A 20,455-nucleotide genomic window follows, 5' to 3' on the forward strand; every position below is an offset into this window, starting at 1 on the left:
CATTGGTGCAGCTCCAAGGTCAATGAAGATCTAGAGTAAAGGGCTGAAAATTTCAGCCCCTCCTCATCAAACCGTACGTGAGGTTTTCCCTCATACGGCTTTCCGATGTTCGTCATTCATGTGCATGCAGTTTACAAGAGCGTTTTAAGTCCACATTGATTGGCTATAAGCCTGACCTCGCGAACGGAACTCATCCATCGCGCACGTTGCCGCTTCTTCGCATACCATCTCGCAAGTCTTTGCGTGATGTACCAATCCAACTTTGCCATTTTCCGCTGGCTGTAGGCGGTGTAATAGTAGTTCCGCCATCCTTGAATTTTGGGGTTTAGCCATTCTACGTGTTCTAAAAATGACTTATGCCGCATATTCGGTGGTGCCAAACGGTCCCTCACGACTTCCCGGATACGCTCTTCTGCTTTCCGTGTCAGCCATTGCTGGGTTGTGTAGTACGCTTTTCCTTTTGAGGTTTCAGCCCTCATCTTGCGATGATGCATGCCGAGAAAATCGAAGCCTTCTTCTCCAGTCCAGAGTCCAGCAATGCGCGTTTTGGTCGGATGCAATGTGAGTTCAAGACGCTCCATGATCGCTCGAATAAGTTCGTACGATCGGTCTGCGTCCTTCTTCGTCTTGCACACGACTACGAAATCATCTGCGTATCGCGTCAGTTCTCCGTATCCACTGCCATGTCTTTCCCACAGAATGTCAAAGTAGTTCAGATAGATATTTGCCAAAAGCGGAGATATGACCCCGCCCTGTGGCGTTCCCAAATCTGAGCACCTGACCGTTCCTTCCTCCATTACTCCCGCTTGTAGCCACTTCCGTACCAGTTTCAAGATACGTCTGTCGCTGATTCGCATTTCTACCAGCTTCATTAACTTCTCTTGGTTGATGTTGTCGAAGTAGCCTTGGATGTCGACGTCGACCACCCAATTCCCTTTGCGATTGCATGCTTTCCGGATTCGGTCGAGTGCTTGCTTCGCGCTTTTCTTCGGACGAAACCCAAATGAGCTATCCTGGAAATCCGCTTCAAAGATCGGTTCCATAACCAGTTTTGTTGCCATTTGTATGACACGATCTCGAACGGTGGGGATGCCCAGCGGTCTTTGCTTCCCGTCTTTCTTCGGGATGTAATGACGGCGGACAGGTTGTGGCTTGTAGTGTCCTTCCTTAAGGATCCGGTGACATTCTAGCAGGAAGTAACTCTCTCCTTGCTTCTCAATGTCCGAAAACGTTTCACCATCGACTCCCGATGATCCTTTGTTAGCCCTTACCCTTCGCCATGCCTCCCACAAAATATCCATTCGGTAGACCTTGTCGTACAGCGCGTGGAATCTGCGCTTCTTGTTCTCCTTGGCCGCAAGACCTAGTTTCTTTTGGAGTTGTTGAACGTTTTCCTTTGGTGTTGTTAGCCGTTTGGCATTCACTAACTCGTACCTCCTTAAGAAACATGAACAAAGTAGGGCTCCTTTCCTCCCGCAGGTTGTGTTGTCCTGCGGTTCTTCGGTAATATGGGCCCTTCGGACTCCCTTCCTGCAGACGACTCACTTCACCTTTTGGGCTTATAGAGTGCCTCTTTACGATTTTTTTTCGTGCAGGGGAGGGTCTCCCCAGTTCACTGCATCTTCTTTCATACCATGCCGCTCCCTATACGCCGGAGGATTCTTCACTGTCGCTCCAAGTTCTTAACAGCTTCCATGGCCTTCGTCCATACATACGAGACTCGGCTTCCTCTTTTCCCTCTTGCGAGGCCTTTTTGACGACGCGGCAGGATTCACTTCATGTTACGGCCTGGTATGTCGCTCGCCCTGTCTCTGACAGGTACTTTTGTCGATACGCTTTTACGTACAGATTTCGCCGTCCGCAAGTATCCTAGCTACACAGGGACTTGGCTCCTCCCGTGGCCGGACTTTCACCGGTTAGAAGATGCGTGCCTCTGGGCACGCTATGTGAAAAAAATCTCAAAGCAGGTCAAAAAAATGACCTACCTTGAGATTTAATCATTCGCTAAATATGATGATGCATCAATCACAAACTGGTTAGCGGAATTAATAAATTACTTAAAAAGGAATATTAATTTCGAGATAAGAGCCCTGGGCCTCCTGAATATATTCATTTAGCAATAATTTCCCCGTAATATCTCCTGTAACCTTATGCCCTTTTGCAGCCAATTCATCCAGCATAAACCGGAAAGCATCAGCCGAGAAGCTATCCTCCGCCGAAGTCCGGATTACCGAAGACAGACAGCGGACAGGAGGAAGGTATTCCACGCGATCGCTAACCCCGACATTCAAATTCAGCAAATCGTCTTGCGTCAAAGTCATTCCCCAGCTGTATTTAAGAAGATGATTGCCCGGCGTATCATTCCAGTTCTCAATCCGGAAGCAAAAGAATGTGAAGGGCAGCAGTTCCATCCATTCGTTTACCATTTCTTTTAAATACGGCTCCTTCAATAAACGGTCCTGACTCGTTTGCTTAAGCCGGTATCTAGCCGTTAATTGCTTGATCCGGCACTTATACAATCTTTCCTCAATCTGCTCCAGTTCAGCCTGGATCTCGTTCATCTTATTCAGAAGCAGCGTACTCCTGCGAATTTGTCCCTCCAGATTCGTCTTCGACTGAAGGATTTGCTGTTGAACCCGCTGCGCCGTCGCTCCATTAATCAATTCAGACACGTCCTGCAGCGGAATATTCAAGCTCCGGTACAACCGACTCACCAGCAAGCTTCGAACATCCAGATCATAATAATACCTGTAATTGTTGCTGTGATCCTTAAGCGGCCTTATAATGCCCTGCTTCTCGTATAACCGTAAAGTATCCGCCGATACGCCGGTTATCGATGCAAATTCTCCGATAGAATATCTCATACGAGCCCCCCCTTGTCACAAAAACACCCTAAAAATATAGTTATCTATATCTTAGGGTAAATAATAAAATGATATTGTGAATTTTTTCTCATAACAACGTGCTTGTTGGGGTAGCGGTGGTTTCATCACCGTTTCTAATTGTCTTCGTGGGATCTTCTGGCGTAAATGCAGTCCCGACTGCTACAAACTGATACCTCAAAGCCTGTAAAGGGGAATGTTTTGCAACATCCCCCTAAAAACGAAAAACAGCAAAATATCATAATTATTCATCTTCTTTGTTTATCGGTTTCAGGATTAGTTCAAAGGTGATCTGTTTCTCTTCAATCCGATACCTTTCGGCCAGTTCCGGTCCGCAAGAATTTGAGCCGACTCCACTCATCCGATAATCCAGATGGACATAGGTCTCTGGCCGTCTCTTCAGCTTGTGAAGGTGAGTGGCCGCAGTGAGATCCTGCGCCTTATAGTGAGTAGCCTGGAATGAGAACGGCTGCGGTGCATCAATGCGCAATCCCATCCCCTGTTCATTTGAAACAATGGCCCAGTTCGTATCATATCGTGAACCAAACTCCTGCGGCACAATGTAAGGTACAAACATATGATCTACGTTGGTTAAATAGACACCCCGTCGTACACTCAAGCGCTTGTCGATATAGCTCTCGTGTGGCCCGAACCCGGAGTATTCCACTTCCTCATTTCCAGGCGCTAATACAAGCTCAAGTCCAAAGCGCGGCAGCCAAGGCAGCTTCTCCCCCACTTCTGCTGTCGTCTTCAAGGTCAATTCCCCGGATGAGGCCACCTTCCACTCCATCCGTCCTCGTAAAAACGGTGCATGAATATAAGCCCCGAGCGAGTACTCAATACCAATGCAAATGCCACCGTTCGAGTCTACCTCCCATTCCGACCGATATACCTTCATCGCCGCCTTGTCATAGCCTAACTGCTCCCATGCCTGTCGGATATTACGATCATTGTCTGTAGGCGCACGCCAGATGCTTAGCACCGCGGGGGCTGCCAGCCGCTCGAGTCCGTCCCGTTCCAGCTTAATAAGAGCCCCCCGATTCAGATCAAACTCATATCGGAAGTCGAAGCCATTCAGCAGCAGCTTGCCGTCAGCTTCTTGGGCGCTAAGCCTTCCTTTGGCAGGCAATGTCCGACTTATAGTAGCTTCCCTTGCAACCCCCGACTGTTCTCCTGGAAATTCCAATTCAGCAAATGTCAATTCATAACCAGGCCCCTCCCACTCCATCTCCCGGTCAAGCCGGAAGGAGAGCTGGAGCACCAGGCGTCCAGGATTAGAAGGGAGTGTGTATGGCAGAATTACGGTCTCCCATTCATGCGGCGCCGCATTTAGTCCGTGTAATTTGCCTTGATCAATAAGTACATCATCCTCCAGGAGTCTCCAATAAGTTGCAATATGAGAAAGATCCATAAAATCATAACGGTTACCGATTCGCACCCGGCCGGCAGCAAGATCTACCGCCTCCACTCGGACCGGTGCAAGCACTTGCTTCAGCTCCAACAATCCGGCATGAGGTACACGATCTGGTGATACCAGTCCGTCTATGCAGAAATTGCCGTCATTCGGCTGATCTCCAAAGTCTCCGCCATATGCATAATAAGGGGTTCCATCCTCTGTATGGGTCAGAATTCCATGGTCCACCCATTCCCACACACAACCACCCATCAACTTAGGGTAGGTCTCGAATACTTCCCAATAATCACGCAGATCGCCCGGACCATTGCCCATGGCATGACTGTATTCACATAGAAAGAGTGGCTTCCTGTTATGTTCGTCACGGCCATATTCGGCGCAGCTCTCTACAGAGCCATACATCCAGCTATCAAGGTCGAGGCTTCGGGTACTTTCAGGTTCGGACTGTGAACTAGGTGCTCCTTCGTAATGGACCAGACGGGATGGATCTCGCAGCTTGATCCATTCAGCCATAGCGATATGGTTAACCCCAAAGCCTGACTCATTGCCAAGCGACCAGATCAGTACCGAGGGGTGATTCTTATCTCGCTCCACCAAACGCTCAGCACGATCAAGATAAGCATCCCGCCAGTCCGGGTCCTCACTGAGAGCATCCGTCTGAGCAGAAGTCCAAGGAGTCCCTACACTCATTCCATGACATTCCAGATCCGCTTCATCGACCAGATAGAAGCCTAGCTCGTTGCAAAGCTCCAGGAAGCGAGGATCGTTCGGGTAATGGGAAGTCCGCACCGTGTTGATATTATGCTGCTTCATCAGCAGCAGATCATGCTTCATATGATTCAGCGGAACCGTCTGTCCCAGCAGCGGATGCGAATCATGCCTATTAACGCCTTTCAATTTTAAGGCCTGACCATTCAGCTTGAATACACCGTCCGCTACTTCCACGTGGCGGAATCCCACCTGAAAAGCTAAGCTCTCTTCACCAGCCCGTACATACAAATCATATAAATACGGCTGTTCCGCATTCCAGAGGACAGGACGCTCTACCTTAATCACCAGAGTGGAGGAATCGTCGACGAACCCTTCAGCAGAACCTATGAGCTGCGCTTCTGCATCCCGGAGCTCGGCCTGCACCTGTAGCGGCCCCGTTGTATCCACTTCAACATGCAGTGTGGCTTTTTCGTAATCAGCCCCAAATTCCTGACGGTTAAACACGTCGCGAATATGTACCTTGTCACGAGCCAAAAGATAGACATCCCGAAAAATTCCTGAATATCGCCAGCAGTCCTGATCCTCCAAATATGTACCGTCGCACCACTTAAGCACCAGCACAGCTATCCGGTTGACTCCCGCCTTGAGATAAGGGGTGAGCATAAATTCTGCCGGATTGCGGCTGCCTTGACTGTAGCCGACGTACTGTCCATTTACCCATAGATAGAAGCAGGAGTTAACCCCTTCAAATACGACATATTGCTCCTTTGCAGCCCAATCGACAGGTATCTGAAAATCACGCACATATAATCCTACAGGATTATCATCAGGCACATAAGGAGGGTCTACGGGAAACGGATATCTCACATTCGTGTAATGAAGCTGATCGTATCCGTTAACCTGCCAACAAGATGGAACGATGAGATCGTCCCAATCGCTCACATCATTCTCTTCGGTGTAGAATCCATCGGGTGCATTGACCACACTTGAGAAATATTGAAATTTCCAGTTCCCATTCAAGGTCTGATAAAATGGCGAACGCCCCCGTTTCCTGGACTTGGCGTGCTCCACCGCCGCATAGGGAATATAATGAGCGCGTGCCGGCTCTCGATTTTCGTGAATTTCCCCTGGATCTTCCCACAATTTAGGCAGGTTCTTCATGAACACTCATCCTTTCCTTCGAATCATAAGATAACAACCGCAAACCTTTGAGTAAATTAACTAGAGAAACTTATTTCGATAATCGGTCGGTGTTAATCCATAATGCTTCTTGAAGCTATCCCGGAAATGATCCTGATCTGTATATCCGATCTGATCACATATCTCATAAATTTTGATCGTCGGATCCTTAAGGAGCTTAACCGCTGCTTCCATCCGCACCTGGATAATAGCATGGTTCAATGTCGTGCCAGTCACCTCTTTGAACACCTGGTTCAGATATTTTTCACTCAATCCAACATGGGAGGCAATATCGTTTAAGGTCAAGTTCCGCTTCATGTAATGAGCCAAAACATATTCAAGGGCCTGATCCACCAGTTTTTTCTTTTTAACATTACCGCCTATGCTGTTTAGTGGCATTTGACCTGATAGATTGGGGAGTTGCTCTCTCACCAATTGCTCCGCCATAGCAAGCCCATTGCGCTCCTCTTCTTCCTTGCGGAGCTGAGCAACGGCAAGCCCTACCACTCGTTGAATCTGCTCCGGGTCTACCGGCTTCAAGACGTAATCCAACACTTGTAGTGAGATCGCCTTGCGGGCATATTCAAATTCATTCAAGCCTGACAGGATAATGCATTTCATATCTGGATACCGCTGCAGCACATCTGTGATCAGCTCGATGCCATTTACCTTTGGCATACTAATATCTGTTAATAAAATATGAGGAGCAAGGGCATCCAGCTGTTCTAGAACCTCCTCACCGTTACTCAGTGCTCCGATGACCTCTACATCAAGCGCACTCCAATCAATGGAGCGAACAATGGCTTCCCGAACAGTCCTTACATCTTCTGCTACCAGCAGCTTATACATTATTCATCCTCCATTCTCTCTTCCGGTGCAGGATTTCCGAACAAGCTAGGCCTAAGTTCACCTTCATTCTTGATTGCTTCATCAATGTCTGCGATTAATGGCATAACCGCTTCCACACAGGTTCCGTTAGAAACTCTGATATACCGCAGACCATAATCTCCCTTCCGTTCCTTGCAGTTCAGCAAAATTCTACGATGCACATTTAAAGTTCCATAGCCCCCCTCCGAACTCTTCTCCTTGCTGCTCTCTCTAGCTAATCTGTAGTTCATCAAGTCCGGATCTACTCCACTTCCATTGTCCTCCACTCGGAGGATAACGCTTTCAAATTCTCTTCTAGCTGAAATCTCGATTCGACAATCGCTCGTCTTATTGGCAAATCCATGTACAATACAATTTTCCGCAAGCGGCTGCAGAATTAAATGAATCACCTGTACAGCGGCCAGTTCCTCCGGAATATCTATGCTGATCATTAGGTCATCCAGCATTTGCTTCTGAATGTCTAAATAAGCTTCTACCTGACAAGCCTCATCCTTAAGGGGGATCCAGGTCTTGCCTTTATTTAATCCATAACGGAACACATTGGCAAGCGAACGGACGATCATGCTGGTCTCCATATCCCCGGAAATCAATGCCCGGCAGTTGATCAAATCCAATGTATTATACAAAAAATGAGGATTGATTTGAGCTTGCAACAATTCCAGCTGCAATTGGCGCCGCTCAATTTCTTCAGTGAAGCTCTTCTCAATCAGTTGCCGAATCATAACCAGCATTGCTGAGAACTGTTGGTTCAATTCGTTAATCTCATAGATTTCTGAGATGTCGCTTGGCAGGGGCTGCTCCAGCTGCAGCACATCCTTCCGCTGCATGGCTGTAACTAAACGGGATATGGGAACCGTCACACGAACAACAATCGAATGCATCCAGAACCCGGATACCAATAGCGCAATGATACCAATAACTGCACAGATCATCGAGATCATAAAGGTATAGCGGCTAAAATGACTCTCTGGAACCAAGGCCACCAGCTTCCAGCCATTATCGAACGAGTCGTACATAATTCTGTACGATTCATTATCTACAGTTGCTTTAACGGTCCCTTTGGCTCCATGAAGTGATTGAACATATGGCGTTCCGCTCAAATTCTCCATAAATGAATGCCGGGCGCTATATATTACCTGGTCCTTCTCATCCAGCAGCAGATAGTAGCCTTTATCAATAGGCGCATTACCAATCACGCCCTGGATGCTTCGAGTATCCGCACCAACCATCACCGTGCCTATATTCCGGCCATCCTTATAGCTGAGCTTGCGACTAGCCAAATACACCACATTGCCCGTACCAAAAGGTTGCGCCCACCACACGCCTTCACTCTCATTACGATTCAGCCGTTGGTACCATTCTGCATCTGTCAGGTCATTAGCCTGGTAAATTCCAGTTCCGCCGAAAAAATGGGCGGGTGAAACACTATAAAGACTGCTGGTGGGCTCCAATATCATAGATACGCTATACGTCGTCTGAACTGCATTATTTGAAGCAACATTATGGAGCAGAGATAAGAGAGATAGATTTTGCAAATTCTTCTCCAGCTCAAAAAAATCACCGATCGACTCATAATCATCCTTATATTGACGATCAATGAGGTTATCAATAAATTGATTAGATCGCACGAACGCACTTACATTTTTCATGGTATCAAACTGATACCAGACATTCCGATGTACAAACTCCATCGACTGCTCCGCCATTTTTAGCGTATGGTTGTTTTGAACCTGAATCAGAATATAGCTGGAAGCCGTCGTGGACAGGACGATAAATACCACAATCAAACCTAAGAGTGGCAAGCTCAACTTGTTGAACAAGCGTGAGGTTTTACGCGATGCGGTCTGTCCCATTTTCTCATCCCCTGCACATGGAATATCACCCCTTAACTGAGCCTACCATCATCCCCTGATCAAAATATTTTTGAACAAAAGGATAGATTATCAGCATCGGCAAAGCCACGATCACGATGGCTGACATTTGGATGCCGATCGTTGGCGGAGGTGTAGTTCCGGCCGCCTCTAACAGCTCAGGAGGTAAGCTGGAACTGGCTATTATGGTGCGGAGCACTAATTGCACTGGAGCCTTGTTCCAATCCGTCACATATAGCATAGCATTAAAGAAATCATTCCAGTAGACTACCAAATACATTAAACCGATAGAAGCCAAAACCGGCATGGACAGCGGTAAGACAATTTGCCACAAAATGCGGAATTCCGAGGCTCCGTCGATAGCGGCAGACTCCTTCAAGCTTTCTGGGATGCCCTCAAAGAAGGTTTTCATAATGATCATATAGAACGCGCTGAACGCCATAACCAGGATTAATACATACGAGGTGTTCAGAAGCCCTAATTGCTTGATCGTAATATAAGTAGGGATCATTCCCCCTCTAAACAACATCGTAAATACAAAAAACAGAATAAGAATTCTACGTCCAGGCAGCTTTTTCTCAGCTAATGCATAGGCGGCGCCGGAGGTCAGAATTAGTGCAAGAATCACGCCCCCAACTGTATTCTTCAGCGTATTACCATAGGATTGATATATCAGTGAACCCTTCTCTAGCAAATACTTGTAATACTCTAGGCTAAACGAAGTTGGGAACAAGACCATGCCATTCTTGGCACTGAATATATGATAAGGAGTAACGGATACAGTAATGACATACCAGAAGGGCAAAATAATAATAACTGTCATGAGCGACAAAAGAATATAGTTAGAGACGACAAATAATTTCTCTGTAGCGGTAAGCTTCATGATTCGGTCTCCTCTCTAGAAAATGCCCGAATCATTGATTCGTTTGGCAAAATGATTGGCTGTAAGCACCATCGCTAATCCGATAATTCCTTTGATAACATCTGCCGCAGCGGCTACGCTAATATTGAATTGCTCCACCCCAACGCGGTAAATATACGTATCCAAAATATCACCAACCTGCAGGACCATGGGATTGTACAAATTGATCACCTGATCAAGACCCGCGCTCATAATGAAGCCAACCCGTAAAATAAACATGACTACGATCGTACCTGATATTCCCGGCAGCGTCATGTAAATGATGCGCTGGAAGCGGGTGGCTCCATCCACAACAGCCGCTTCATTAACTTCCGGATTCAGGCCAGCGATGGCCGCGATATAAATAATTGCCGCCCATCCCATCTCCTTCATCGCGTCGGTCACCACCAAGATCGTTCGGAAGTAATGATGATCGGCAAGCAAATAAGCAGGATTTCCGCCTAGAAGCTCAATTAGCTTATTAACAATCCCGGTTTCCGGAGAGAGAAGTAGAGTAATAATTCCCCCGTATACGACCCAGGAGACGAATCTCGGCAAGTACACGGCCGTTTGCAGCGTCTTTTTGAACCATTTAATGCGAATTTCATTTAAGGCAAGTGCTAATAGAATTGGACAGATAAAACCGCTAATCATCTTGTACAAATTAATGATCAACGTATTTTTAAAGGCCGTCCAGAACATATCGGACTCAAACAATGCATGAAAATATTTTAGTCCTGCCCATTCACTACCACTGATTCCACGAATAAAGTTGTAGTCCATAAAGGCTACGCTGATCCCTAAAACCGGGAGATAATCAAAAATGAATACCCACAAAAATGCCGGAAGTAAAAGAAGATACAACAGTTTAAACTTCCAGATCCGATCCAGCACTTTCTTTAATCCTGATTCAGGCACAGTTCCAATGATCATTTGCGCCGATTTCAACTCGCTCCCCATTCTTTTTATGCCTCCTTGTTCCTTCTACAGCCGTTTCGACAGGGCTTTCATAAGTAATATATCTAATCCCCCCTTATCCGAAAACCGGACAGAAGCGAAGTATTACAGGGGAAAAGTCCTGTTTTCGGTTATTGAGAAAAAAGGAAGGGAACAGGCTGCTCTGGAAGGAGCGGACCTATTCCCGTTCTTTGTTTGTGCGTTCAATGGGCCTGTGATTTGCCCTACCCTAAAAAGGGATTACTTGCCCTGTTTTTTCATGAATGATGCTTCCAGCTCGCTTAAAATTTGCGACCCGCCTTGTGACTTCCACTTTTCCACGAATTCATCGAATTTCTTGATATCCCCGCCCATGATAATCTGAGTAAACACAGAGTCGCGCATCGTATTCAGCTCTACCAGCTTGGCAATTTTGGTCGGAGAATCCAAGAAGTTGGAGGCATCTGTGATTTGATACTTATTAGTTATAGCCACATCAAGCGCCTGGGAATGCCGAAGCGGTAACGATTCTAAGTAACGCGGCCAGCCTTTCAGACCAGGGGCAAACAGATAGCTTTGGATACCCCGGAAATTACCGTCTTTGTCTTGCATTGTTTTAGGATCTACCAGATCAGTCACAACCGACATTTTATCATTCTCAATTTTGTAGTCTTCGCCTTCAATTCCCCACACGGTAAGCATCTGATTCTCCAGTGACAAGGAATCCTCGATAATCTGCAGCACCCAAGCAGGATCTTTCGTCTTGACGCTAATTGCCGTCATTTGGTTGAATGGGGCACCTGCAGGAGCTACTGCCGTACCATCGGATCCGACGAGGGAACCTGTTAGTGTTAAGTATTTGAAAGGTGAATTGGATTGGTCAGGCAAGCTGCCATCCGATGCCAGCTCTCCGCTTTGCTTCAACAGATTCGTCTCGATTTGTGTATCATAATCGTTAGCTGTAGACCACCAGCCCATCCAGGAGAACAGCTTGCCGCTATACAGCTTGGTCCGCAGCTGTTCTTCCTTGATCGTCGCGAATTCCTTATCAATAAGTCCTTCTGAGTACATCTTTTGCAGGTAAAGAAGCGCATCTCTCATTTTCGGATCGATATCATAATTGCTGAACTTGCCATTCGCTTCCGTAAAGAAGCCTGGCGTCACCCCGAATGCGCCAAAAATATGGTCAAAGGAATTGTTAGCATATTTTTGTTGGCCGACCTCCGCGTTGTAACCTCCGAGCGGAATGACATCGGGATTCTCTGCCTTGATCTTCTTGAGCAGATTGTAATAGTCATCAAGCGTCGTCGGCACTGGTGTGTTTCCCAGAAGATCTGTACGCATTACCAGATCCCAGCGGTAGCCAGCTCCCGGACCGCCCTGATAAGGGATTCCGTACAATTTACCGTTGACCATGGCCTGTTCGAACACATCTGCAGGCACTTCTTTAACAATGTTTGGCGTATCTTTCTCATTGATCAGATCGGTCAGGTCAACAAAGGCGCCCTGCTGCGCATACTTTTGAAAGTCATCGGCAAAATCAATTCTGACCACATCGGGAATGTCTCCGCTGGTCATCTTCAGATTCAGCTTCGTCTTGTACTGCTGCACATCCACCATTTCAGGTACGATCTCAATGTTCAGCTTTTTCTCAATCGCCTGCTTTACGACATCCTTGGAATAATCATACGGCTTCGATATATCCTGCCCTTTCAGCCAATTCAGCTTATAAGGCTGATCCGCAGTGTTCGTCTCCTTTCCCTCAGATGGTGAAGAAGACGGCGAGGCAGACGGTTCTCCGGAGTTGCCACATCCCGTTAATGCTACCGTACCTGCCAGAACAACAGCCAGCATACCACTAGTCAACTTGCTTCTTCGTTTTGCCATTTACTAGAAGACCTCCTCAAATTGTACTCTATTTCCCCTTAAGACCTAAAGTTAAAAAGAAAGCGTTCACATGTCAAAATTAATAAAAAATGCCTTCCCTGAAAACCGGGGAAAAGGACGATAATACCGGATAAAAGTCTTATTTGCCTGCTATGAGTGTAACAAGCCCTGCGGGCGGAACAGAAATTTGCTGTATCCCTTCTATTCCCAGCTTGTACTCCTGTACCACACATCCGGTAGTGTCTTGTACCGTAACTGCTCTAGGACCGGCGTTAACTGCCCACTCCACAATCATTCCATTCTCTCTCGTACCATTAATCAGCACGATGGTCTCCGGCAGCTCCCTATCAAGGGTAACTACCGTCCGCTCATAAGCAGCGGCGATTAATATATCACTCGTTACAGCTACTACCACAGGGTATAGAAGTTCCGGATGATAAGGCTCGAGCTGTCCATCCAGCAAAACATGTCGATATTCTCTCCAGAAGCTCAGCCAAAAAGCTGCCATTTCTTGATGTCGCACAGGAAGCTGATCCAATCTAACCGAGATTTGCGGCACAGCAAACAATACATTGATGAGCTGAAGTGCTGCCGACTCTACCGGCTCTTTAATACTCCACATTATTGGATCAGCGTGTGCAGCCGTGCTGCCGCACAGAAGTCGAATATCCAAAATGCGTACCCGATTCTCGATAGAATCATTTGGGCAATCGGACGCTCGGAACATATTGCCGTATTTACGCATATGCGGCCCAATATAAGATTGGCGGAACTCAATCATCACATTCGGTTTGATCATGCGCAGACGATGCATAATATCAGTCATCAGCCGGTCTACCGCTTCCGATACCGACACATAATCCCGTCCATTGCCGTACTCCGGCTTCTTTCCCCCTGGAGGCAGAAAGCTGTCCATAAAATCCAGCTTGAAACCGTCTAGATCCCATTCTAACAGTGCCTTTTCATAGATTCCGATTAAATATTCACGCACCTCGAGATATCGGGGGTCTACGATTCCCCAGCCCCGCTCTTCAATCGTATACAGCATTTTATCCTGAAATTTGCTCCAGGCCCGGCTGTGTATACCTACAAAAGGAACAGAATACCAAAGCAAATATTTCATTCCTAAGCGATGAACCTGCTCTACATGCTCCTTCATATCCGGTATTTTATCAGAACATACGATCCAATCACCGCAGTATGCATATCCTCGCATATTGTCCGCTGTTTGCCACCCGTCGTCAACAATGACGGACTCACAACCCATTTTCTGGGCCAGGCGGCACTGTTCCTCAATCTCCTCCGGCACTAGTCGCTGGTGATAGCTGTACCAAGTTGAGTACATCGGCTCGCGGGCAGAGTCTGGAACCGGGGCAGGAGTCAGACCAGAAATGCCGCTCCACCAGTTCTGAACTTCATTCAGGGCCTCGTAATAGAACAAGTCCCGGCAATCCACTCTAAGAGTCGCCTCATAATGGCTTAGCGGTGCCACCGGCTCCTCAAACAGGGTCACCGAACAATGAAACTCCGCGGTCTCCTCATGAATACCGGCCTTCATCACAATCGGGTTCAGGGCATCCGAGAAGGCAAACGTCATCTTGTTTCGGCCAGCTCCACTAAAGAGACATACCACTGGAGAGGAGTTCGTCAGCCGGCTGGCATAACCAGCACCCCAATCCGGCACAAATCCCCGATTCCTACCGCAGTTCGGATGCCATACCCCATGAATATCAGCTACCGGATGCTCCCAAGTCAACTGAATACACGGTGGTATGGCAGGCTTCTCCAGGCTGATTCGGATGTGAACAAGCTCCAACCCAGCTTCAGGAGTCTCCGTTGTGATCTCCGACTGAAAGCCCTCGCTTCCGTTAGTCCAATGAAAGTGGTGTTGAATCATAGACATGTATAGCCCCCCCTGTATTCGCTTACATACTTTTAAAGCATACTGCCCCCTAAACATATATCAATCTAAAATAAGCGAAAACCGGGGAGAAGAACGATTTTACCGAGGGAAATCCTGATCTCGTGTCACACTTATAAAAAAACGGCCCCGCTAATGCGAGGCCTTGTTCCAATCGAAGCCGATGACGTTTAGAAATGCTTTGGCCAATACCATATGGCCGACTGCATTCGGATGAACCCGATCCCAAGCTATCGTCGCCGGGTAAATGGACTCAAGCACAGAAGCAAATGCTTGCTGTGTATCAACGAATAAACATCCGTAATCATCGGCAACGCGCTTCACGACAGAACCATACCGATCCATGGATGCTCTCATCAGATCATTTGAATTAGGTTCCAGATAATACGGAGTCATAAGGATAAGTCCTTTCAAAGAAGGATGCGTCGATTCTACCAAATCTCTAAGCGTCGACTCATATTCCTCCAGATATACATGCCCCTCCGTTATATGAGGAGTATCAAATTGTCTCCACACGTCGTTGATCCCAATCATAATAGACAGCCAATCCGGCTTTAAGTCTAGTACATCTGTAGTCCACCGTTGATGCAAATCCCGGATCGTATTGCCGCTCGTGCCCATATTCGTGATCCGAATGCCTCGCTCAGGATATACGGACTGGATCAGGGCGTCTACCATCATGACATACCCTTTTCCAATTCCCCCAAATAGGCCTTCTCCATAAGGACGCGCCCTCTCACAATCTGTCACAGAGTCGCCAATCATGATCAGCTTCTCGTTATTACCTATTAACATAGCTGTCTCTCCCTTCGTCAAATCAATTACAAGAGAACTTCACTAGAAATGTGTTAATCTCATAAGGTTTGAACTTGTGACGGATCTCAGGACCGTCCACTGTTTCCATTAGAGGGCGTTCCATCAGATCGCATACCTGCCAGGAGTAGACCGGGTAATCGCTGGTTAATGTGACCTCACTACGTCCACCCAGATATTCGTGTAACCGGACGATCAGACCGTCGCCTTGCTCTGACAGCTTCACCGCATCAATCGCGATGCCTTCGGTATCAGTCCGGATCAGCGACCTGCCAGCTCCGGTGGTATATGCCCCCTGCACCGCCTGCAGCGGGTTATTCAGCGACCACGCTTCCTCCACCGTTCGTCCGGCAGCCCAATCTCCCACATGCGGAAGCAGAGCGTAAGTGAAGCGGTGCTCACCCTGATCAGCCTGCCAATCCGGCTCCGTGGCCGACTTAATCAATGACAGCCGCATCACATGATCCTTGATGTCGTATCCATATTTGCAGTCATTGAGCAGGCTCACGCCATATCCGCGCTCTGACAAATCGGCCCATTGATGCCCCACACTCTCAAAGCGCGCATAATCCCAGCTTGTATTCCAGTGGGTCGGCCGTTTCACATTACCAAATTGAATGTCGTAAGTAGCTTCCGTGGATCTTACCGCTACCGGAAACGCAACCTTCAACAGCTGCTGCCGTTCGTGCCAATCGACCAGCGTCTCGAAGTCGATCCGCCGAATTCCCGAGTACACCTTAACCCTCTGGGTAATGGTAGAGTCCATATAGCCCCATTTCAATTCCAGTACAGCGGCCAGCGGTCCGCTCTCAATCAAGGATATAGACTGTAAATCCGTAATCTCCCGCATTTTCTCCTGATAGAACAGATCAATATCCCATGCCTCATACATTTTTGGCTTATCCTCGAACACCTGCAGTACATTGCCGCACTCTCCCGTCGCAAGTACCTCCCGCTCCGCTTCACGATCGTAAATGCGGGTTAATTGTCCCGACCTGTTCCATTCCAGAACATAAAATGGAGTGATCAGCCGGGAATCTTCCCAGTGGAATGGCACATCCAACTGAGCTGGTTCAGCCGGATAGGCTTTAAGGATTGCAGAACCCATCATAGGAAGATCAGGAACTTCGATCAGCCATTTGTCTCCCTGTCTTTGTGAACGCAGCACACGCCCGCTTCTGTCTCTCCATTCCCTGTCTTGGCACTCCGCATCCGCTAAAATAACAAGATCGCCCCGGTTATAGAAGGCACCATTGAACACTGTATATTCCATTTCATCTCTTCCGCCGTTTAAGGTCATTAGACCCGCCTTGGCCGAAGCGGCGGCTTCCTCGCCAATCCGAAGCGCTTCCGCATACTCCACCCGGGAATCCTCATATACCTTGCGGATGGATGAGCCAGGAATAATATCATGGAACTGATTGCGCAGAATGATTTTCCAGCCTTCATACAGCTGCTGAGCCGGATACCTGGAGAAGTCTCCCGTCTCCGCAGCCAGCATCGCTTGCAGCCATTCGGATTCCCGGTACAGAAGTTCCAGCTTCCGATTCATCCGTTTGTTATATGCCTGGCTCGTATATGTGCCTCTATGGTATTCCAGATACAGCTCTCCATCCCATGTGTGGACATACTCGTCAGTGCTCTCAATCGTTCTCTGCAACCGTTCAAAATACTCATCGGCCCGCCCCGTCTTCACGTTTGGAACTCCTGGAATCTCATCCAGTCTGCGGCGCATTTCCAGCATCTCACGGTTAACACCGCCGCCACCGTCGCCATACCCGTAGGACAGCAGCAGCTCCCGGTTCAGATTTTTGTCCCTGTATTGGTCCCAAATGCCCTGCACGGAGAACGGCTCGATCAGCCCGTTGTATGTATAATACCAAGCGCTGGACTCGGGCCCTTCCGGTGTCGTAATGAAATGGGCCAGCACCTCGGTACCATCGATGCCTCTCCAACGGAATGTGTCATGCGGCATACGATTGTATTGGCTCCAACTGATTTTGGTCGTCATGAAGGTGTCAATGCCTGATTTGCGTAAAATCTGTGGTAGCGCCCAGCTGTAGCCGAACACGTCTGGCAGCCAGAGATATTTGCATTCCGCACCGAATTCCTCGCGAAAGAATTTCGTACCGTACAGAATCTGACGGACCAGCGATTCGCCGCTCGTCAGGTTGCAATCCGCCTCTAGCCACATCGCCCCGCCAGCTTCCCAACGCCCTTCCTTGATGCGCTCGGCAATTTCGGCGTAAATCTCTGGATAGTCCTGTTTGATATAGTCGTACAGCTGCGGCTGGGTCTGCAGGAAGATGTACTCGGGATACTGCTTCATTAGCCTCAGGACGGTGGAGAAGGAACGGGCCACTTTCTCCCGCGTATGGGTCAACCGCCATAGCCAGGCGACATCGATATGGGTATGGCCAACTGCCGTAACCATAACCGGATGCTCTCGCTTCATCGCCGCCAGTTTCGTCTGCAGCAGGGCATTACCAGCGGCGACGGAGGAATAGAATGCCGCGCTGCCGGGCCGCGTCCAATCCAACTCAGCAAACGCACGATTCAGCGTTGCAGTTAGCTCCTGCTTCTCCGGCTGGCTGTCCGCTAGCTGTCTGATGACGGCAAGTACAGCCCGACCTGTGAAATATAGATGATCCGCCGCTTCGTCCAAGTAAGCCAGCTCTGCCAGCTTGATGCGATGCTCCTGTGGCGTTGGCTTACCTCCACCTTCAAGACCAGACCATAGACGAAAAGCAAAATCCAACGTGCTTCCCACAGTATCTTCCTCCAGAAACACCTCCTGGTGATTGGAATCCACGCCTTGATACGGCTTCCCGTTCAGGAACAGCAGGGATTCAAATCCGCTATTGTTGCCTCCCCCTGTCCGTCCGAAATCAAAGCGGCCCACAATCCGCCGGCCCTTCCAGTCCGCCGGCACATCCACCCGCTTGTACATCCACAAATAACGGTCGCGACCGGTCCAGCATTCCCCCAGGCGGATAACCGTATGGCCGTCTGGCTGCGAAGGATATTCTCCATTGGCTCCTTCCTCATCCTCTTGTACCTGCCATTCCACCAACTGTATAGCTTCTCGGTAACGATAGGTCCCCAATTCCTTAATGCGCGCTTCCAACTTCTCTTCCGTCCAAAACATCCACTTCTCCTCCTTTGGTTTATAACACGTGTTATATGCTATGAAATAAGCGGTTACCCACAAAATGGGACCGCATTTTATAACCTAATGAAGAACTAAGTATATCCTCTACCTCTTCCTCACCTGCACAACCTGTTATGCACTTTCACCCGGTCTCAGGATAGCCGGCAACCATACCTTTTCCGACATCTCCTGTTCCTGCTCTATCTGTCCCAGTACACAGCGCACCGCTTCCTCCCCCATGCTTACATAGGGAATCTCTACGCAGCTTAGTGTGGGAAGACTTAGACGATGGCCCTGAATCATATTGTCCGCAGCCATAACCCTTAGCTCATTACCGATGTGCAAACCCAAGCTGTGTGCCGCCCGGTAAAGATCGGGAACCGCATTGGACCAATTCACGAGCACTGGAGGCAGCGTTTCTCCGGCTCCAGCTTTGGCTACACCCTCCAGCCATTCCAACCAATCGACTTGGCCTTCCTTCTCTTCATGACGGGATACCTCTGGACTCAAGTTATATTTGCGGCACCAGTCCATATAAGCTTCTCTGCGCATCTTTTCCGCCCAGATTACACGACCTGCAGGTGCTCCGTAAACTTCAGCATATAGAGGAGCCGCCTTCATATCGGGGTTACGCTCCAACAGATAGTCCAGCGCCATCGTTACACTGCCTTTATAATCAGCCAGCACGGAAGATACGCCTGCCGTCTCCGCGTAGCCTTCAACCGATACGTAGGGTACACCTGCAGCTTTGACTTTCGCAGCCCATTCCTTGCTGCGATAGCTTGTGCTATCCAATGTAACGATTCCGTCGATCTTTCGCTGATGGTAGAGATCCAGCAGCTCATTCCTCGCTTCTCCTGATTGTCTATAACCTGGAGAGCATAGTAGAATATGATATCCTCTGGCCTCGGATTCCCGTTGCATGCCCTCCAACAGGCGAATGAACAGCGGATGTCGGGTGTCGCCAAAGGCAGCCAGTGTCATACTTCGCCCCGTCTTCATGCTGCGCGCCTGGGCGTCTACATGATAGTCCAGCTCGCGGATCGCAGCCAGCACCTTCTCCCGTGTCTCCGCACTGACCCCAATTCCGGGCGTCGCGTTCAGCACCGCGGATACTACGCTGCGGGATACGCCGGCCAGTCGGGCCACATCGTGGCTGGTAATTCTTTTTTTCCCCATATTAGCACCTCGGCAAGAGTATAACACGTGTTATCAAGGATGTATAGGCGTTTTTTTCCGTACGTAAAAAACCGCTTAGCCCTGCCGCTAAACGGTTCATTACGCTACATCTGCATCGATTCAATCATCTCATGAACGGAATTCTGCCATTCATCCTTCATATTAGCTGGAGCAGTAAAATCAATCTCAAGAAGCGCGCCATCTAATTCCGCCCATGCCTTGACATGATAAGTGCCATTACCTTGCTCGGAGGGGATGATGACTTCATTAATCGCAATATGCTTCCCATGAACAAGCTGCGTCTCATCCTTCAACCACTCTAACGTTCCCCCAGGATGGTCCTGTTCGAAAATCGTCTTCATCTTCAATCGGCCCCTATCGATTTGAGCATCAGTCAACTTTTGCTCGGGATCATGTTTTATCCCAAGCCTGACTTTCTTGCTATGATCCGCAAAAACAAGACTGGAGTTGGTTGACTCTTTTGATTGTGCTTCAAGACCCTGTGGTAACTTCAGTGACATCAAATTCGAAAACATTTCAGTCATCTCTTGCTCGGCTATCTCATGATTCAGCTGATCAAAAGTCGTGGCTTCCCCCTCATCAGCATCACCCTCTATAGTTCCCTGGGGACTACAAGCAGAAATGCTTACTGCTATAACGGCGGTTATCAAACATACAGCCAACCATTTTTTCATCTTGAAGCATCCCTTTCGTTTCAAATT

The 20,455-nt window shown here is 48.4% G+C and carries 13 protein-coding genes; all 13 read right to left on the bottom strand.

From position 1 onward, the window contains the following. Positions 1–131: 131 nt before the first annotated feature. The 13 genes from ltrA to BFJ94_RS13545 all read right to left on the bottom strand — a co-directional run bounded on the left by ltrA (position 132) and on the right by BFJ94_RS13545 (position 20,428). Positions 132–1,424, bottom strand: coding sequence for a group II intron reverse transcriptase/maturase (ltrA, locus tag BFJ94_RS13485; RefSeq protein WP_120463140.1), 1,293 nt, complete (start codon positions 1,422–1,424; stop codon positions 132–134). Between the two features lie 633 nt (positions 1,425–2,057). Further along, positions 2,058–2,864, bottom strand: a complete 807-nt coding sequence (locus BFJ94_RS13490) for a MerR family transcriptional regulator (protein ID WP_120463141.1) — start codon at positions 2,862–2,864, stop codon at positions 2,058–2,060. 262 nt (positions 2,865–3,126) lie between these two features. Then, positions 3,127–6,168 carry a glycoside hydrolase family 2 TIM barrel-domain containing protein gene (locus tag BFJ94_RS13495; protein WP_120463142.1) on the bottom strand — a complete coding sequence of 1,014 codons (3,042 nt, stop codon included), beginning with the start codon at positions 6,166–6,168 and terminating at the stop codon, positions 3,127–3,129. Positions 6,169–6,228: 60 nt separating this feature from the next. Further along, positions 6,229–7,035, bottom strand: coding sequence for a response regulator transcription factor (locus BFJ94_RS13500; RefSeq protein WP_120463143.1), 807 nt, complete (start codon positions 7,033–7,035; stop codon positions 6,229–6,231). Continuing rightward, entirely contained in the window at positions 7,035–8,927 is a 1,893-nt protein-coding gene (locus tag BFJ94_RS13505; protein WP_120463144.1) for a sensor histidine kinase, read from the bottom strand. Before BFJ94_RS13505 ends, BFJ94_RS13500 begins: the two co-directional genes overlap by 1 nt. Before the next feature lie 25 nt (positions 8,928–8,952). Then, entirely contained in the window at positions 8,953–9,828 is an 876-nt protein-coding gene (locus tag BFJ94_RS13510) for a carbohydrate ABC transporter permease (protein ID WP_120463145.1), read from the bottom strand. Between the two features lie 15 nt (positions 9,829–9,843). Beyond that, positions 9,844–10,806: an ABC transporter permease gene (locus tag BFJ94_RS13515; RefSeq protein ID WP_229716844.1), complete on the bottom strand. Its 963-nt coding sequence runs from the start codon at positions 10,804–10,806 to the stop codon at positions 9,844–9,846. A gap of 237 nt (positions 10,807–11,043) precedes the next feature. Continuing rightward, positions 11,044–12,669: an extracellular solute-binding protein gene (locus BFJ94_RS13520; protein WP_120463146.1), complete on the bottom strand. Its 1,626-nt coding sequence runs from the start codon at positions 12,667–12,669 to the stop codon at positions 11,044–11,046. A gap of 139 nt (positions 12,670–12,808) precedes the next feature. Beyond that, positions 12,809–14,572 (bottom strand): glycoside hydrolase family 36 protein, encoded by a 1,764-nt coding sequence (locus tag BFJ94_RS13525; RefSeq protein WP_120463147.1) that lies wholly within the window; start codon positions 14,570–14,572, stop codon positions 12,809–12,811. A gap of 150 nt (positions 14,573–14,722) precedes the next feature. Then, complete coding sequence (locus BFJ94_RS13530; protein ID WP_120463148.1) at positions 14,723–15,385, bottom strand: SGNH/GDSL hydrolase family protein; 663 nt, start codon at positions 15,383–15,385, stop codon at positions 14,723–14,725. A gap of 22 nt (positions 15,386–15,407) precedes the next feature. After that, complete coding sequence (locus BFJ94_RS13535) at positions 15,408–18,551, bottom strand: alpha-mannosidase (protein WP_120463149.1); 3,144 nt, start codon at positions 18,549–18,551, stop codon at positions 15,408–15,410. A 135-nt stretch (positions 18,552–18,686) separates the two neighbouring features. Beyond that, positions 18,687–19,733: a LacI family DNA-binding transcriptional regulator gene (locus tag BFJ94_RS13540; protein ID WP_120463150.1), complete on the bottom strand. Its 1,047-nt coding sequence runs from the start codon at positions 19,731–19,733 to the stop codon at positions 18,687–18,689. Positions 19,734–19,837: 104 nt separating this feature from the next. Beyond that, complete coding sequence (locus BFJ94_RS13545) at positions 19,838–20,428, bottom strand: hypothetical protein (protein ID WP_120463151.1); 591 nt, start codon at positions 20,426–20,428, stop codon at positions 19,838–19,840. Positions 20,429–20,455 lie beyond the last annotated feature (27 nt).

It is taken from the genome of Paenibacillus aceti (assembly GCF_003614185.1).
In the GTDB taxonomy this organism is placed as follows: domain Bacteria; phylum Bacillota; class Bacilli; order Paenibacillales; family Paenibacillaceae; genus Fontibacillus; species Fontibacillus aceti.

Excerpts from the sequence above, each read along its gene's own strand:
- BFJ94_RS13495 (WP_120463142.1), bottom strand. The coding sequence starts at position 6,168 with ATGAAGAACCTGCCTAAATTGTGGGAAGATCCAGGGGAAATTCACGAA.
- BFJ94_RS13525 (WP_120463147.1), bottom strand. The coding sequence starts at position 14,572 with ATGTCTATGATTCAACACCACTTTCATTGGACTAACGGAAGCGAGGGC.
- BFJ94_RS13515 (WP_229716844.1), bottom strand. The coding sequence starts at position 10,806 with ATGGGGAGCGAGTTGAAATCGGCGCAAATGATCATTGGAACTGTGCCT.
- BFJ94_RS13520 (WP_120463146.1), bottom strand. The coding sequence starts at position 12,669 with ATGGCAAAACGAAGAAGCAAGTTGACTAGTGGTATGCTGGCTGTTGTT.
- BFJ94_RS13535 (WP_120463149.1), bottom strand. The coding sequence starts at position 18,551 with ATGTTTTGGACGGAAGAGAAGTTGGAAGCGCGCATTAAGGAATTGGGG.
- BFJ94_RS13510 (WP_120463145.1), bottom strand. The coding sequence starts at position 9,828 with ATGAAGCTTACCGCTACAGAGAAATTATTTGTCGTCTCTAACTATATT.
- BFJ94_RS13490 (WP_120463141.1), bottom strand. The coding sequence starts at position 2,864 with ATGAGATATTCTATCGGAGAATTTGCATCGATAACCGGCGTATCGGCG.
- BFJ94_RS13500 (WP_120463143.1), bottom strand. The coding sequence starts at position 7,035 with ATGTATAAGCTGCTGGTAGCAGAAGATGTAAGGACTGTTCGGGAAGCC.
- BFJ94_RS13540 (WP_120463150.1), bottom strand. The coding sequence starts at position 19,733 with ATGGGGAAAAAAAGAATTACCAGCCACGATGTGGCCCGACTGGCCGGC.
- BFJ94_RS13530 (WP_120463148.1), bottom strand. The coding sequence starts at position 15,385 with ATGTTAATAGGTAATAACGAGAAGCTGATCATGATTGGCGACTCTGTG.
- BFJ94_RS13505 (WP_120463144.1), bottom strand. The coding sequence starts at position 8,927 with ATGGGACAGACCGCATCGCGTAAAACCTCACGCTTGTTCAACAAGTTG.
- BFJ94_RS13545 (WP_120463151.1), bottom strand. The coding sequence starts at position 20,428 with ATGAAAAAATGGTTGGCTGTATGTTTGATAACCGCCGTTATAGCAGTA.